This window comes from Bacillus sp. N5-665 (assembly GCF_022637375.2).
Classification (GTDB): Bacteria; Bacillota; Bacilli; order Bacillales; family Bacillaceae_G; genus Bacillus_A; species Bacillus_A wiedmannii.
Map to the genome: position 1 here is coordinate 2,858,115 of NZ_CP093325.1, position 16,513 is coordinate 2,874,627.

The following is a 16,513-nucleotide window of genomic DNA, read 5'->3' on the forward strand; positions in this document are numbered from 1 at the left end:
ACTATTTTTCATTTGACAATTATGTAACTATTTACATGTATTAAAAATATATAGGGTGGAAAAAACCTTTTAAATCGAATGATTCACAAACTATAAGTTTATATATTACAAAACATAACCATATAAAAACATAGGTTATTAAATCATATTTTTATTCCATACGTAGAGCGATATTACCGAACTGTTCGCTCTGTTCCATACGGCTTAACGCTTGAATGGCTTCTTTTAACGAATAAACTTTATCAATAATTGGTTTAATTTTATATTTCTCTATAAACTTAATCATTTCATTAAATTCCTCACGGCTCCCCATAGATGTCCCCATAATATCGATTTGATTATAAAATAATGCTCGTAAAGGTAATTCAATTTTATCTCCTGAGCTAGCACCAAAATTAACAATTCTCCCATTTGGTTTTAATACATCAAAATATTGTAAGAATGTTGCTGGACCTATACTATCAATTATTAAATCTACTTTCTCTCCGCGTAAACTCTCTTCCCAATTTCCAGAACTATTAAAAGAAAAGTCTGCGCCATATGTTTCGGCAAACTTTCTTTTACTCTCTACCCTTGAAGTAACACTTACTTTTGCACCAATTGCTTTTGCAAATAACATGGCAAATGTCGCTACACCGCCGCCTATCCCCGGAATTAAAACATGTTCTCCACACTTTAATCTACCCTTTGTAAAAAGTGCTCTATATGCAGTTAGTGCCGATAAAGATAAAACCCCAGACTCTTCCCAAGTAAGATATGACGGTTTTGCCACTACATTTTCAGCTGGCACAATAACATATTCAGCAAACGTTCCATTTTTCGGTCCACCTAAAACCTCTGGTAAATCTGGTACTTCGGCAATATTTTCCCATCCAATGCTAGGATTTATAATAACCTCGCTATTTAATAAATTATTTGAAACACCTTCTCCGATTTCTGTAACAATTCCTGAACCATCTGACCCTATTACTAACGGCAGCTCCATTTCTTTTCTATTGTTTATAATAAATAAATCCCTATGATTTAATCCTGCAGCTTTTAACTTTACTTTTACTTCACCGGCATTAGGATTTGTTTCAGATGAAAATTTATATTCTAATCCTTCTACCCCTTTTTTATATTGATGTACAATAGCTTTCATTGTTTAATTCCCCCTTAATATTTTCAATATACTAGAAATATCGAAATAAATAAAATAATCCGTCTCCAATAATTAGAAATAAAGTATATCGTTATAACAAAAGAACAAATCCCTCCCTATAAATAACGTAGGAAGGGGTTTTTAAAATTTTTCAGATAAGAATCTGTAATTTTAATTTTTTTGAGTTTTGGCCAATTCTAAAATTCTTTGAATAAACGGTGCCTTTTCCTTTGTATACGAAACACGATCAAAAGGATATGTAGCTGCAAGTTTCTCTTTTAATTCTCTATATTCTTTACGTGCCCATTCATGTTTTATTAGAAAGTCTCGAAATAAAAGATTGTTTTTCCATTCGTCACTATTATAAATATAAACATGCAAATGATGGGTACCAGCTCTCCATTTTCCCTTTCTAAAAAAACGTCGATTAGGTGTTTCTTTTGGAACATACTCATATCCAATCTTTAATAAATCTTCAATCCACTTTTCAGTAATTTGTAAATCCGTTACGCCAATCATCATATCAATTAGAGGTTTCGCTCCTAATCCTTGTACAGATGTGCTCCCTATGTGCTGAATAGCAATACATTCTGCTCCAAATAATGAAATAAATTTCTCTTTTTCTATTACATACTCTTCATACCAATCTTTTTGATATGGTTTAATAACGATTTGTTGTTCCATATTGTTCACCCTCTTATAAGTGTTTATTATTATATTTATAAAATTTCATGTGATTAACATAGGATTTTTACAAAATATGTCGAATACTGAAATATACAACTTAATTATAATAAATGTGAGGTATATTATGAAAGATATTCCAGTTGAAATTCAATTAAATCAAGTAACATTCCAATTAAAGAAACATACTAATTTTGATTGGCTTATGAAATTAGGAACCGTATTTGCGGTTTTTGACCAGCAAGATTCAGGAAATCTATCTTTTGGTGTAGAAAAAGATGGACATAAGAAATTTATTAAATATGCAGGAGCACATACAATTGCATATAACGGAAAGACCGGCGATGCAATTGATAGATTAAAAAATTCAGTTTCCTTATATGAAGAATTAAAGCATGAATCACTTATACAATTAATTGAACATTTTCCCGTTCAATTTGGATATGTCTTAATTTTTGATTGGTTTGATGGCGAATGTCTTCATTCACATTGGAGTTTCCCGCCACCTGAGAAATATAAAAATCCAAACTCTCCTTATTATAAATATAAGCATTTATCTGTTTTGGAGCGAATTCAATCCTTAAATTCTATGTTTTCTTTCCATACATATGTCGAAAAGGAAAACTATGTAGCAATAGATTTTTATGACGGTAGTATTTTATATAACTTCCATACAAATGAGACGAAGATTTGTGATATTGATTTATATTCTAAAAAACCATACGTGAATAAAATGGGAAGATTATGGGGTTCCTCGCGTTTTATGTCTCCTGAAGAATTTGAGCTAAACGCTATGATTGATGCAAGAACAAATGTATTTAATATGGGGGCGATGGCTTTCGAAATTTTAGGAGGTGGAAAAGATCGTTCCTTTACAAAATGGGAAGCAAGTAGGGATTTATATGAAATAGCGTATCGTGCTGTAAATGAAAGCCGAGCTGAACGATATGAATCAGTTAAAGTATTTTATGAAGAGTGGATAAACGTAGCAAATACTGAAAAGATATAACCCATATTATTAAAAACATAAAGTTTCTACTATAATCATGTATAATACATATAAAATGGAAATTCAAAATAACGAGGAAAATATTATGAACTTTGTTTATATTAATCAAAACGTATTAAATAATCTTCTTTACATTTTAAGTAGCATATTTATTTTTTATTTTATATATGATAGCGGACGCTATTTAAAGAAATATAAAAAACTACTTATTATCCTTTGTACGATTATCCCTCTTATTTTATGTATGCGCTATCCAATCTATATGGATGAAAATTGTATTCATGATTTAAGACAAATACCAGTTATAATAGGCACACTTTATGGTGGCTTCCCTGTTGGTATCATTTTGTTTGCTATTTTATTAATTACAAGATTTTTATTTTATGGATTTAGTATGTTAACAATACTAGTTTATGGCACAATGTTTATCGTTACAGCATTCGCATCCGCAAAATTTAATAAGTATAATAGAAAAATTAAAGTAGCTTATGGAATGTTTTTAACATTTTTTCTAGCAATATTTACAACTGTAATTGTATTAACTTTATCAGATTTTGAAGTGAATAATTTGTACATTATTTATTTCATAATATTACCAACTATTTTGATGTTGTTTGTCATTTATTTTAATGAAGTTTTAAAAGATGCAGTATGTATGCGATCGAAGATGATTAAAATGGAAAAAATGGAGATTGTTAGCCAACTTGCTGCTAGTATATCGCACGAAGTAAGAAATCCCTTAACTGTCGTAAAAGGATTTACTCAACTTTTAAAAACACCTAATTTAACTCCAGAATCAAGAGATGAGTATATTGAACATATACTTGAAGAGTTACATCGTGCACAAGGAATTATTGATGATTATTTAACGTTTGCCAAACCTGCTTCAGAAAAATTAGATCATATTTCAGTAGAACAAGAGTTGAACCGAGTTATTAATATGATCTTACCATTATGCAATATGAATACAATACATATTACAAAAGATTTTTCCACGGCAACAATTGTAGGCAATAAACAGCACTTTCAACAATGTTTTTTAAACTTAATAAAAAATGGTATTGAAGCAATGCCTAATGGTGGTACTTTACATATCTCCTCATCTATTAGTAATAATAAAGTTATTATTCGAATTGAGGATAGCGGAATTGGTATGTCACAAGATCAAATAAATCGATTTGGTGAACCATATTTTAGTACAAAAACGAAAGGTACAGGTTTAGGTACAATGGTTGCTGTTAAGATCATTGAAACGATGCAAGGTAGTTTAAAAATCCGAAGCGTTGTTAATAAAGGTACAACTTTGACAATTACATTGCCGAGATGTAATAACAACTCATCTGAAAACAAATAAAAAAGGAGCAATTATGCTCCTTTTTTATTTGTTTCGATACATAAGTATCTTCTATGTTTTTTAAGTTTACATTTGTGGAGACTAATTAGAAATTAGTACCCTCCGCCCCAGCAGCTGCATCCAACGATAATTAATAAAATAAATAACACAACTAATAAAGCGAAACCTCCACCAAAACCACAAGAACCACCGTAACTCATATTTTCTCCTCCTTTTGGTTTGAAAACTAATAGGTAGTTGATCATTTTAACTGGTTCGTATTATACATTATGTAAATATCCCTTTTTTGAGCATGTCTACATAAAAATAAGTAAAAGCACTCATTTGAGAGTGCTTTAAAATGGATACCAAAAATTTTGAAATACATGTAACTTTAAATACACTGCAACAATTAAAATAAAAACACCTACAAATAAAGCAATGAAATCCCCGCTTTTCGCTTTATTTGTATAAAACCAAGTTCGTGTATTCTTCTTTCCAAATCCTCTTAAATCCATTGCATTTGAAACTGTATCGATTCTATCTAGTGAATGGATAATTAAAGGCCAGAAAATTAAGACACGGTTTTTCATACGAATCCATAAACTTGCTTCTCCTTTTTCAAAAGCTACTCCTCTCGCCTCTTGCGCATGTTTAATAACTTTATATTCGGACTGAATATCAGGTATATAACGTAATGCAATATTTATTGCATATGTAATCTTATAATGAATTCGAAATTTACTTAAGCTACTCACAAATTTGCTTGGATCAGTCGTATATATAAAAATAAGTGTAAATGGTAATAACGTAAAATATTTTAATGAAAGTGTAGCTGCATAAAATAATGTTTCACATGTAATTGTTGCATATCCGATATGTAAAAACGAAGTATATGATTCGGTTAATTCAGATCCATGAGTTGGTGTAATAAATAAAATCATTACAGAATTTAATAAACTAAATGTAAATATAACAGTAAAAACAATACAAATTTTACGAAATGGAATTTTTGCAACTAGAAGTCCGATACAGCCAATCATAAAAACAATAAGCAATATGCGAAAATCAAGAAACAAAAAAGTAAGCGTCATACAAAAAATAAATAATAACAATTTCACTGCTCCATCCATACGATGAAAGTATGTACTATACATGTTCCTCCCTCCTAGTAACCTCAAAATAAAGTTCTATAAACCTTTCAGGGTATGCAATCCCACTAAATTTAACTAACTTGAATAATGAACTTTCCCTAAGTTTCGCTCTTTGTAACGTTTCTGAATGTCCTAATACGATAGACGAGGTATTATTCGCAATAATTTCCCCTTCATGTAAAACGATTGCTCTGTCTGCATATTCTAATGCGAGATTCATATCGTGTGTGATAAAAATAAAAGATATTCCCTTTGCAGCTAGTTTTTTAATAAACGACATAAACTGTTTATAATGATAATAATCTTGTCCCGCTGTCGGTTCATCTAAAATGATAAGTTTCGGATTTGTTGTTAGTACAGATGCAATCGTTACTCTCTTTTTTTGTCCATAACTTAATGCCTGAATTGGCCAATTACGAAATGGATACAAACCACAAATTTTTAATGTTTCTTCCGCCCTAAGCTTAATTTCTTCATTTGAAACCTTTTTTAATTTTAATGAAAATGTAACCTCTTCTATAACAGTAGGTTGCGTAATCATATGATTTGGATTTTGCATCACATAAGATATAACTTCACCACGTTTACGAATAGACCAAGAATTGATATTTACTTCATCAAATACAATCCTATCATTTTTTGTTTTGTTTATGCCTATAAGACTATGAGCTAATGTTGATTTACCAGCTCCATTATGGCCCAAAAGTGCTACAATTTCACCTTCATATATTGAGAAATTTACATTGTCCAATACTTTTTGTTTATTAGAATAGGAGAATGACAAATTCTCTACTTTCAATAATTCTTTTTTTGTAGGGGTACCTTTACAAAAAACTTGCTTCTCCATCCACTCATCTATTACGCTACGAACACTTTCCCTTTGAAGATTTTCAAGTGGGTAGTATATTACGTCATTATTACCATCAAACTGCAATTTCTTTAATACTTCTATGTACATAGGCTCTCTTAAGCCGATAGATGGTAATATATTTGACGCAAAAATCTCTTCTGGTGTCCCTATCGTAACAATTTCCCCTTCATCCATTAAAATGATTTTATCTAAATCCAGATTTAACATTTCTTCTATTCGATGTTCAATAATTACAATTGTTTTATTATATTGTTTATGTATATCTTTAATAAGTTCTATTGTATGTAAGCTACTGACAGGATCTAAATTCGCTAAAGGTTCATCAAATAATAATATATCAGCATTCGTTGTTAACAACCCTGCTAGAGAAACGGTTTGTTTTTGACCTCCTGATAATTCATGTGGACTTTGTTTATGAAAAGAATGCATCTTTACCTTTTTTAATGAGTCTGAAACAATTTTTTTCATTTCATTTTGATTTACACATTCATTTTCTAAATAAAAAGCTACATCTTCTTCTACTGTAAGACCAATAAATTGAGCATCTTGATCTTGCAAAATTGTTCCTACCTGTTTACTCTGTTCAAAAACACTGCCTTTCCTCGGATCTTTGCCGGCAATTAAAATATTACCAGTACTAATCCCCCCATAAGAAAAGGGGATTAGCCCATTGATACAATGAGCTAAAGTTGACTTCCCTGAACCACTTCGTCCAGCAATTAGTACTTTTTCTCCAGGGTATATATGAAATGTAATGTCTTTTACAGTAGGCTGCGCAGCATGTTCATATTGAAAGCTGAATTGTTCAAAAGAAATAATTGGTTGCATGTTAACATCCCTACTTTTCAATTTTTAAATGTGTATGTTTCTTATTAGATTTAGCTAGACCTATTGTAATTGGCAATCCAAGAACTAGAAATACAATAACATCAGCAATTGTTGCTCCTAATACTTGTATAACAATTTTGTCAAATGGTTCTCCCATCACAATAACATCGAATGCCCCAGCAAATATAATAGCAATGACAATACCAATTAACCCAGTAATGGCTAAATAAGAAATATCCCGCTTATTATACATACCGTTTTTCACACTAAAGCTAACTCTTTTTTGAATGAGTCCCATTGCAAAGCCGATAATGCCTGAACTTATAACCCAACCCCACCAAATACCCCATCCAGCGATTGTATCTGTTACTGTATGACCGATAAGTCCTATTAAAAGTCCTGCTACTGGACCAAATAACGCTCCAAAAACGGTTAAAATAGCTAATGCAGGTTTAATAAATGTATTTGGTGCAATAGAAAATCCCCAAAGTCCTAATATCCCGTATAATGCTGCTCCAATTCCGATTGCTACTACTAACTTTGTTGATAATTTGTTCATTACAATTCCCCTCCCATATTAGTCAACTTTTATTACTCTATATTTATTTTGAAAATGAATTATGCATCGACACTCCCTTTCTATACAACAAAAAATGACCCCTTACATAAGAGGTCATTTTCTTCACGTTCAAGAATCCTCTTATCTTCCAAAAAACACATCGTGTCCTCTGCGGAATTAGCACCTTCCTATAAATTTATATAGGGGTTGCTGAGGTTTCATAGGGCCGTTCCCTCCACCTCTCTGGATAAGTATTAATTTGTAATTCGTATTATGGCACTAATAAGTATAAATTTCAACACTTTTCTAATTATTTTTATTTTTTGTTTAACGGTACGTTTAAACCATTGTATTCTTATCGGAATTGTGAAATAATGAATTCAAAATAGTTACGGGAGGAATGTACGATGAAAGTAATCGGTTTAATTGGTGGACTAAGTTGGGAATCTACATCGTTATACTATAAACATATTAATACACTTACACTCTCTCAATATGATCAAAATGCAAAGCTTGTTTTATATAGCATGGACTTTGGTGAAGTAACTACTTTATTACAAAATCATCAATATGAAGAAGTGAAAAACGAATTAGTCACAGTTGCAAAAAAGGTTGAAAAATCCGGAGCTGATTGTTTATTAATGTGTTCCAATACGGTCCATTTATTTGCTGAAGAAGTAGAAAATGCAATATCTATTCCACTACTTCACATTGGTGATGTAAGTGCTAAAGAAATGGTAGAACAGAATATAAAGCGTATCGGACTATTGGGTACGAAACAAACGATGGAACAAGACTTCTATAAATCACGTCTAACAAATTTTAATATTGAGACGATCATCCCAAATGAAGAGGAAAGAAATTTTATTCATCATGTTATTTTAAATGAATTAAGTAAAGGAATTATTTCAGAAACATCAAAAGAAAAACTTTTACAAATTACAAACTCATTAATTCAAAACGGCGCAGAAGGTATATTGCTAGGCTGCACTGAAATACCATTGCTCATTTCCCAAAACGACCTTACTGTACCTGTTTTTGATACCGCTTTTTTACATGCAAATACTGCTGTGCAGTTTGCAGGATAATAATATAAAAGCATAACGGTTAATCCTCTATGTTTTTATATTGTCCACACTATTTATTTAAAAGAGATTTTATAACTGTAATTGCTTCTTTAGTACCAACACATTCTAAAAAACTATCATTCAGTTTTCGTATACCATGTTTATACTTTTCATTTGAAAGAACGTCTGTTACCGCTTCATTTAAAGTTTGCACATTAACATGCTCTTTCAATAATCGATGTGCTGCTTCAAGTTCAGTTAATCTTTGTGCTATCATTGGCTGGTCTTTATCGTGTGGAATTATAACAAATGGGACATTAAAATAAATGGCATCGTGAACGCTATTCATACCACCATGTGTAATGAAAACATCTGCTTCACTTAATATTTCTGATTGGGGTACGTATGAAGCAATTATAAAATGGTCTGGCGCTTTTTTAATTTTAGAACGATCATTTCGATCACCAATTGCCATTACGACTATCCCTTCAAAATCTGAGAAAGTATCAATACAAGTATTAAAGAATGGTTCGAGTCCTTCAAGTAGTGTCCCCATTGAAATATAAATAACTTTCTTATCTTTAAGCAATTCAAATGGAAACTCTACATTTGTTTTACGATTTGAAATACTAGGCCCAATAAAAATGTTATTTTCTCCGAATGAATCGCTATTAGGTTGAAAATAACGACTTGTGTACACGAGTGAAATATCTCCCTTATTATGCATAAATTGAAGATTATTTTTGGGCTTTACTCCAAATTCATGTTCCATTTGATATAGTAACTTTTTAGAAAGTTCATCGGGTCGGAATTGTATTTCTGCATTTGGATGAAAAGGTAAAGTCTCCAAAAACTCTGGGGGAATTAAAAATATAGGAGAAGAAAGTACGCCTGGAATTTGTAAATACTCCTTTACTAAATCTCCAGCACCAAATATATCGTAAATTACGAAATCAAAATTGATGCTCTCACATAATTGTTTTGTAATTTCTAATATATATAAAGAAGTTTGAACATGTACATGAAAGAAAGAATTCAGCCCATATGAGGTTTCAGTATCAATGGAAATCTCCTTTAATAAATCTGGATGAGTATATACAGTGGCTCCCAAATCTTCAATTCTGCTTTTAAAGTGTTCTGTTGTAATATAATGTACGTGATCACCCCGTTCAGTAAAAGCTTTGACTAAACGTAATGTAGGATTTACATGTCCCTCTGCTGGAAAATTAACCACTAAAATATTTAGCACTTATTTCTCACTCCTTACATTTCAATACTCTTATTAATCATACTGTAATTATTACCGTCAATCTTCCCCTAATAGTCCTAATATACTTACTACTTTATATTGATAAATAATTGTCAGTTAATAAATTAAAAAAGGCATCTACATAAGTAGATACCTAACCGTGATAAGGAGTGTTCTGTGAGGTTAGAATAAGCTTTTCAGCTTGTCCTATGCTATCAATATATGATTTATTTTATAAAGTGTGCATAGTTGATAGAATGATTTCATCCTTCTCTATCATCCATTTTGAATCTATTTCTAAATAAGAAGACTCTAGTTTCTATAACATTTCATATGTTTTAATCTTCTTGAGAGCTATCTATTTTTGTAGTTTCTCCAGTCAATCGCTTATTTTTTAATTCAAAATAAGCATCTAAAACTTCTTTTCCAATATCAGAGTTAATACCAGATTTATCATTAATAACCCACGGCACAACTACAGAGAATGCTACTTCAGGATTATCATACGGCGCATATCCTGCTAACGTTAAGTTATAACATTCTCTTCGCTCACCTTTTTCATTTCTTCCTATATCACTTTCTCCACCGTATACAGTCTGTGCTGTCCCTGTTTTACCTGCTGGCTTATAAGATGCTTTTTGGAACGCCCTTACTCCTGTTCCATCACCTTCTTGGAATACCCTTCTAAATCCTTCTTTTACTTGATTTATATATTCCTCTTTCATATCTATCTTATTTAAAACGATTGGTTCTACTGAATGCACCACTTTACCAATCTCATCTTTTTGCGACGTTTGCTCTCTTACCTCTTGAACAATTTGTGGCTTCATTCGATATCCACCGTTTGCGATTGTTGAAATATACTGTACAAGCTGAAGTGGCGTATAGGTGTCATACTGGCCAATTGAGTAGTCTAGTAAGAAACCAGGTTGATTATCTTTTTTACCAATTTGTCCAGCTGTTTCATTCGGTAAATCGATGCCCGTTGGAACACCTAATCCAAATTGCCTGAAATAATACCTCATTTTATCAAAGTACTCCTGTTTAATATTTAATGAACTATTTTTCACATAATCTACACCTGCAATTTTTAATGCTGTATTAAACATATAAACGTTTGAAGAGACTTGTAACGCTCTTAAATCATCAATATTTCCAAACTCTTTCCAAGACTTTTTTTCCTTTGTTCCTTTAAACTTCATAGGTGCATCATAAAAATAAGTACCTGGTGTTATAGCTTTCGTTTCAAATCCAGTTAAAACTGTCGCACCTTTAACTGTTGATCCAAGCTCATAAGAACTAGTCATTGTGCCTAATGCATAGTCTTCAACTTCTGTTTTTCCGTCTTTTTCTACAAGTCTTTTCCCAGCCATGGATAATACTTGTCCGTTTTTCGGATTCATCATCACAACGAAAGCACGGTCCAACATTGATTCTGACCCTTTATATGCCTTTAATATTTTTTCAATACTTTCTTCTACTTTCTTCTGTAATTCCATATCTATTGTTAAAGTTAAATTCTTACCGCTCTTTCCCTCAGAAACGGTTTCCGTTCTAATTGTATTACCTTGTTTATCTGCAACGCTTCTTACTTCTTTTTTTGTACCATGAAGTACATCTTCATATTGCTGCTCGATATAACTTTTTCCAACTCTATCATTTCGGCTATAATCACGTACCAAGTAGTAATCTAATCGTTCACTTGGTAATCCTTCATCGGAATTAGAAACATTTCCAAGAACAGATCGGAATAATCCATCATTTACATACACTCTCTCCCAATCAACCGATACGTCTACACCTGGGAGATTCGCTAAACCTTCACTAATTATAGTAAATTCCTTTTCACTAACATCTTTTTTTATAATTTGAGGAGCCATTTGATAACCAGAAGTCATCTTACTTTTAATAGCTAACACCTTTATATCTTTATCTGTTAATTCCTGAAGATTTTTATCTGTAACCCGTTTTCTTTTTAACTCTTCTATTTTTTTATCTAGCTTCTTGCCACTAATTTCCTTCTCTCTAAATATATCTATTTCTTTTTTCGATACTAGATTTTCAGCCAGTTTCGGATTTAATTGCATCCAAAAATCTTTCTTATCTGTCTCAGTTAACTTAGCTATATCTTCTTGCGGCATTTCAATTATGTCTACAAGTTGTCTTGCGGTTTTTAATATATCTTCTGATTTTACACCTTTCATCTTTGTATATGTAATTGTACGTAAAGATCTATTATCAACTACTGGATTGCCTTCTCTATCAAATATTTTTCCGCGCGGGACAGAAAGACTTACGGTCGCATTTTCTTTCTTCTCTACTTCATTTTTATACGTTTCTCCATCGATAATTTGTACTTTACCTAATTGTATGATCATGGCAGAAAATAATAAAAATACACAAAAGAATAAAATATTTAACCGCGTCGGTATTGCTCTACCTGTTGTTTTCTCTCGTTTTTTCACTTCGTCTAAATCTCCTCCTTACAATATTTCAAATAATATTTGTTTTCTATATTAAAAGTAACGTACAACTTCCATACATTACCTTGCACAAATATTAATATAATATTTAAAACTTAATAGAAATTAAAACAAATCTAAAGAAAAGGTAAAGTTTACTAAATTAAATATAAAAATCCCCAATAACCGAAAGCTTAACTTTTGGTTATTGGGGATTTAGTAATTTAAGAGTTAATAATTGGACGTATTGATTCGAATCTATCATCATAATTTGATAGAGATTTTTCACTCTGAGCTTTCGGCAAGTAAATCGTTACTGTTGTCCCGACTCCAACTTCACTCATAATACTTATATTTCCTTGATGACTTTCAATGATTTTATAACTTAACATTAATCCGATACCGGTACCTTTTTCTTTCGTACTATAAAAAGGCTCACCTAATCTCTTAATTCTATCTTCAGGTATCCCTATTCCTTCATCAATTACATGAATAATGACACCTTCATCGTTTCTCTCTTTAATATGAATTGTAATTTTCCCGCCATCTGGCATAGCTTCGATTGAATTTTGCAAAATATTAATAAACACTTGTTTCAATTGATTTTCTGAGCATTCAATGCTTATGTCTTTTGTGTCTGCATATAGTTCCACTTGAATATTCGTCATAATTGCCTTTGTATTCATTAACGATACGACGTTATTATAAATTTGATAAATATTTTTTTGTTCTGTATTTATCTCATCTGTTTTAGCAATTGATAAAAACTCTTGAAGAATCGCTTCTATTCTTTCAATTTCAGAAAGCATTAAATCAAAATATTTTTCTTGATCTTCTTTATTAATTTGAAATAACTGTATAAACCCTTTAATGACAGTTAATGGGTTCCTCACTTCATGAGCCACACCAGCTGCTAATTGACCAATTGCTGCAAGTGTATCTGATTTATTTAGCAATTCTTCTGTCTTTTTCCGTTCTGTAATATCGCGTACAATGATCATAATTTTATCATGTAATAATGGTAAGCATCTAGCTTCAAAAAAATCGATACTCCCATTAATTGTAAGTGGATATTCAACAATTACATTCGTTCCTTTTTCCTTCACTTGATGAATTGCTTCCTGAAACTGCTGTGCTACTGGAGATGGTAATACTTCGAAAAACTTTTTTCCCATAAAAGCTTCTGCCGGTACGTAAAATTTCGAAGGCGATCCTGCTTTATAATCTATAATTGTGCCATCATCTTCTGTTAAGAAACATAAATCTGGTAAAGCCTTAAAAATTAATTCCAATTCAGACGTTTGTTGTTTTAACTGCTCTTCTATCGCTTTTAAATGTGTAATATCTACTCCGACCGCCCAGTAGCTATATCCTGTTACAGGAAACTGTTCTGATATATTGGACCACATGATTGTTTTGATTTCACCATTTTTACATGTTAAGTGCATTTCCCAATCCCTGAAATTTTTTCCACAAGTTAAAAATTTCGTTTGTATTTGGTGACGATAATTATGATCTGGGTACAATAATTGAAGGGCATTTGGATTTCCTATTATTTCTTCAGCGGTATAACCTGTTACAATTTCACACTCCCGATTCCACAAAACAAAATCTCCATTATAATCAAGCGCATCAACCATAACAGGCATGTTTTGTAAAATCGTATGCAGTTCCTCCTCTTTCCGAGAAAGTAACGTTGTATTTTTACTTTGAAATACTTTTGTCGCCCCATCTATAATTAGATTTGAAAGCATTTCAAAGTATTTTTGACAATTGAAAATGTCGCTTTTGTTTGTCCATACTACAAAAGATCCTAAATGTTGATTGTATAAAAAAATGGGGATTTCAATTTTGGGAAGTTTACATATTTTCGTCTCATTTATTCCAAAAGAAAATATACATTCTTTTTCAGCATCAAGAAGTTGATGTGATATGTTGGTTAATTTATAAAACTGTTCTGCCATGGTTTCTATTGTACTCACATCAATAAGTTCCATTAGCCGCGCATTCATTCCTTTTTCACCTCAATATGTAAAATTAATACAAATTCAAAATTTATACTTCTCCATTATACGAAGAATGTGCCTTTAGGTATATAGCTGCAGAATAATTATTCGAACAAATTTTATTTTTCAATTAAAAAAGAGAAGAATTTACGTATAAAATGAAACTTTAATCATTATGTATTTTTTAATTTGACAAGCAACCGATAACGCGCCCTCATGCATAGATTTAACTATGACAATAGCATTATTCATATCGCTTGTAGTAGTATAAAAATACAAAAAATATAAAGTTCATAAAATTTTCACAATTAACATGAAAAATATAAACATTTATTCCAATATATTCTATATAATATAAAGTAATAAGGCTTCTATGAATCTCATAGAATACCTTACCCCTAATAAAAAGAAAAAAAGAATCTATTTGGATTCTTTTTTTCTTTTTATATTACATTACATATTTATATATAGCATGTGCAACACCGTGTTCTTCATTTGATAAAGTTTCGTATTGACACATCGCTTTTATTTCTTCCACAGCATTCCCCATTGCAATTGATATGTTCGCTTTTTCCATCATGGAAACATCGTTTAGCCCATCACCAATCGCTACAGTATTTTCGACTGGAATATTCAGATGTTCTGCTAAAGTATATAATCCATTGCCTTTTTGAGCATCTCGATGATTAATCTCTAAGTTATGCCAATATGAAGATGTAATTGCTAAATCAGTATTATGCAGAAACGCTGCTTTTAACTTTTTTAATTTTTCTATGTCATAAGAAAATGGTAAAAGCTTATGCACATGTATATCAGTTTCTACAATTGGTTTACAACTTTCTGCACTATGAAATGCTGTATGTTCAAGATATAATGCTGCAATCGTTTCTAACTCTTTCAAATCAAAATCTTCTTTTGAATTCTTCACATATTCGATCTCATTACGTACACTCTCTACTCCATAATCTGGTACATATACACCTTTATTAGTATAAAGCTGATAATATAAGCCATTCTCTTCAAGATAGTCCACAATCTCAAGTGCCTGCATATTTTGAATTGGATATCTCTTCATCATTTTATTATCTTTATATATAAGTGCACCATTTTCCGCAATAATTGGACACTCTAAATTAACTTCTAACAACAATCTTTCAATGTCGACGATAGAACGTCCTGTACAAATTGCTACAACATGACCCGCTTCCTGACATTTTCGAATTGCTTCTGCATTCTCTTTACTAATCATTTTATTCCCCGAAAGAAGAGTTCCATCTAAATCAATTGCGATTAATTTCATTATTCCTTCACCACTTTCTATAAATACACGAGCTCATTATAAACAATAGGTATCGTTTTCATACTGATCTCGTGAAGTACTCCTTATTTATAATTTATGAAAAGCGTTTCAGGTCAAGAAATAATTAAAAATAAAATCAAAAGCTTTTCTTTTTAAAGAAAAGCTTTTGATTTTAAACTATGAACTATAACTAATATATTTCGTCTCACACATGTACACATTCTTTTCTTCAGTTGGGACATATATTTTAAACTTTTCTAAACGTTTTCCGTAAATATGAATAGTGATAACGCTTTCATTTTTACCTATTTCAAGAATATGACAATCAGCTGGTGGAATGACTTTATCTGTTTTTCCTTCTCCCAAATAAAGATTTCCTGTATGTGTTAAATAAACAAGTGAATTTTCAAGCTGCTTAGTTTGTATAAAGTTCTGCACCATTATTCTTCCTGTAAAAACGCCTTCTACTCCCCATGTACCATCGTGATCATGTAAAGGGGTAGATTGACCATCTTTCCATACAAGAGCTAATACTTCAAAACGCTTTAAAGGATCTTCATATAGCAAGTGTCGTGCATATTGAGTCGAATTCACCTTCTGTTTCTCTAACGGAAGCCATCTTTTCTTTTCTAATAGTTTTCCTAGTAATTTTTCAATTGCACAAACCATTTGCTCTTCGAATAAATTACTATCTATTAAATCGGTTACACCTTTAATAAATGCTTGAAACGTTTTACTTCCATTACACGTTAACATAAGTATCCTCCTCTACTCTTCTTTCACACACTTCCATACTATAAAACACACTAGAATTTTACAATTGAGAAATAAAAAACAAGGTACAATACAA

The 16,513-nt window shown here is 31.3% G+C and carries 14 protein-coding genes and 1 riboswitch; of the genes, 3 read left to right on the plus strand and 11 right to left on the minus strand.

The genetic code is table 11. The features are described 5' to 3' along the window. Positions 1-151: 151 nt before the first annotated feature. Together MNO09_RS17310 and MNO09_RS17315 are read right to left on the minus strand one after the other, a co-directional pair. The gene (locus tag MNO09_RS17310; RefSeq protein ID WP_000644541.1) at positions 152-1,141 is read right to left on the minus strand and encodes a zinc-binding dehydrogenase; all 990 of its coding nucleotides are present in this window, start codon (positions 1,139-1,141) and stop codon (positions 152-154) included. A 171-nt stretch (positions 1,142-1,312) separates the two neighbouring features. Next, positions 1,313-1,825 (minus strand): GrpB family protein, encoded by a 513-nt coding sequence (locus MNO09_RS17315; protein WP_000437694.1) that lies wholly within the window; start codon positions 1,823-1,825, stop codon positions 1,313-1,315. A 127-nt stretch (positions 1,826-1,952) separates the two neighbouring features. On the opposite strand from MNO09_RS17315, the gene MNO09_RS17320 reads away from it, so the two are divergent. Together MNO09_RS17320 and MNO09_RS17325 are read left to right on the plus strand one after the other, a co-directional pair. Beyond that, positions 1,953-2,834, plus strand: coding sequence for a protein kinase family protein (locus tag MNO09_RS17320; RefSeq protein WP_000651955.1), 882 nt, complete (start codon positions 1,953-1,955; stop codon positions 2,832-2,834). 85 nt (positions 2,835-2,919) lie between these two features. Beyond that, a complete protein-coding gene (locus MNO09_RS17325) occupies positions 2,920-4,188 on the plus strand; it encodes a sensor histidine kinase (RefSeq protein WP_001012273.1) in 1,269 nt (422 codons plus the stop codon). 92 nt (positions 4,189-4,280) lie between these two features. On the opposite strand, the gene MNO09_RS17330 is transcribed toward MNO09_RS17325, so the two are convergent. The 4 genes from MNO09_RS17330 to MNO09_RS17345 all read right to left on the minus strand — a co-directional run bounded on the left by MNO09_RS17330 (position 4,281) and on the right by MNO09_RS17345 (position 7,579). Continuing rightward, positions 4,281-4,388 (minus strand): YjcZ family sporulation protein, encoded by a 108-nt coding sequence (locus MNO09_RS17330; RefSeq protein ID WP_000120182.1) that lies wholly within the window; start codon positions 4,386-4,388, stop codon positions 4,281-4,283. 135 nt (positions 4,389-4,523) lie between these two features. Further along, complete coding sequence (locus MNO09_RS17335) at positions 4,524-5,324, minus strand: energy-coupling factor transporter transmembrane component T family protein (RefSeq protein WP_000287575.1); 801 nt, start codon at positions 5,322-5,324, stop codon at positions 4,524-4,526. Next, a complete protein-coding gene (locus MNO09_RS17340) occupies positions 5,317-7,020 on the minus strand; it encodes an ABC transporter ATP-binding protein (RefSeq protein ID WP_001182493.1) in 1,704 nt (567 codons plus the stop codon). Before MNO09_RS17340 ends, MNO09_RS17335 begins: the two co-directional genes overlap by 8 nt. Before the next feature lie 10 nt (positions 7,021-7,030). Continuing rightward, positions 7,031-7,579, minus strand: coding sequence for an ECF-type riboflavin transporter substrate-binding protein (locus MNO09_RS17345; protein WP_001038205.1), 549 nt, complete (start codon positions 7,577-7,579; stop codon positions 7,031-7,033). A 138-nt stretch (positions 7,580-7,717) separates the two neighbouring features. Continuing rightward, a riboswitch (SAM riboswitch) is annotated at positions 7,718-7,833 on the minus strand. Between the two features lie 153 nt (positions 7,834-7,986). On the opposite strand from MNO09_RS17345, the gene MNO09_RS17350 reads away from it, so the two are divergent. Then, the gene (locus MNO09_RS17350) at positions 7,987-8,667 is read left to right on the plus strand and encodes an aspartate/glutamate racemase family protein (RefSeq protein ID WP_000864386.1); all 681 of its coding nucleotides are present in this window, start codon (positions 7,987-7,989) and stop codon (positions 8,665-8,667) included. 49 nt (positions 8,668-8,716) lie between these two features. On the opposite strand, the gene MNO09_RS17355 is transcribed toward MNO09_RS17350, so the two are convergent. The 5 genes from MNO09_RS17355 to MNO09_RS17375 all read right to left on the minus strand — a co-directional run bounded on the left by MNO09_RS17355 (position 8,717) and on the right by MNO09_RS17375 (position 16,419). After that, positions 8,717-9,895, minus strand: a complete 1,179-nt coding sequence (locus MNO09_RS17355; RefSeq protein WP_000932166.1) for a macrolide family glycosyltransferase — start codon at positions 9,893-9,895, stop codon at positions 8,717-8,719. Positions 9,896-10,233: 338 nt separating this feature from the next. Next, positions 10,234-12,360, minus strand: coding sequence for a peptidoglycan D,D-transpeptidase FtsI family protein (locus MNO09_RS17360; protein ID WP_000745498.1), 2,127 nt, complete (start codon positions 12,358-12,360; stop codon positions 10,234-10,236). Positions 12,361-12,581: 221 nt separating this feature from the next. Next, positions 12,582-14,369, minus strand: a complete 1,788-nt coding sequence (locus MNO09_RS17365; protein WP_000994063.1) for a PAS domain-containing sensor histidine kinase — start codon at positions 14,367-14,369, stop codon at positions 12,582-12,584. 442 nt (positions 14,370-14,811) lie between these two features. Beyond that, complete coding sequence (locus MNO09_RS17370) at positions 14,812-15,663, minus strand: Cof-type HAD-IIB family hydrolase (RefSeq protein WP_000766373.1); 852 nt, start codon at positions 15,661-15,663, stop codon at positions 14,812-14,814. Between the two features lie 177 nt (positions 15,664-15,840). Beyond that, entirely contained in the window at positions 15,841-16,419 is a 579-nt protein-coding gene (locus tag MNO09_RS17375; RefSeq protein ID WP_088107267.1) for a cysteine dioxygenase family protein, read from the minus strand. Positions 16,420-16,513: the final 94 nt, after the last annotated feature.

Coding starts and splice junctions, on each gene's coding strand:
- MNO09_RS17330 (WP_000120182.1), bottom strand. CDS start 4,388: ATGAGTTACGGTGGTTCTTGTGGTTTTGGTGGAGGTTTCGCTTTATTA.
- MNO09_RS17325 (WP_001012273.1), top strand. CDS start 2,920: ATGAACTTTGTTTATATTAATCAAAACGTATTAAATAATCTTCTTTAC.
- MNO09_RS17320 (WP_000651955.1), top strand. CDS start 1,953: ATGAAAGATATTCCAGTTGAAATTCAATTAAATCAAGTAACATTCCAA.
- MNO09_RS17310 (WP_000644541.1), bottom strand. CDS start 1,141: ATGAAAGCTATTGTACATCAATATAAAAAAGGGGTAGAAGGATTAGAA.
- MNO09_RS17365 (WP_000994063.1), bottom strand. CDS start 14,369: ATGAATGCGCGGCTAATGGAACTTATTGATGTGAGTACAATAGAAACC.
- MNO09_RS17350 (WP_000864386.1), top strand. CDS start 7,987: ATGAAAGTAATCGGTTTAATTGGTGGACTAAGTTGGGAATCTACATCG.
- MNO09_RS17345 (WP_001038205.1), bottom strand. CDS start 7,579: ATGAACAAATTATCAACAAAGTTAGTAGTAGCAATCGGAATTGGAGCA.
- MNO09_RS17370 (WP_000766373.1), bottom strand. CDS start 15,663: ATGAAATTAATCGCAATTGATTTAGATGGAACTCTTCTTTCGGGGAAT.
- MNO09_RS17375 (WP_088107267.1), bottom strand. CDS start 16,419: ATGTTAACGTGTAATGGAAGTAAAACGTTTCAAGCATTTATTAAAGGT.
- MNO09_RS17315 (WP_000437694.1), bottom strand. CDS start 1,825: ATGGAACAACAAATCGTTATTAAACCATATCAAAAAGATTGGTATGAA.
- MNO09_RS17335 (WP_000287575.1), bottom strand. CDS start 5,324: ATGTATAGTACATACTTTCATCGTATGGATGGAGCAGTGAAATTGTTA.
- MNO09_RS17340 (WP_001182493.1), bottom strand. CDS start 7,020: ATGCAACCAATTATTTCTTTTGAACAATTCAGCTTTCAATATGAACAT.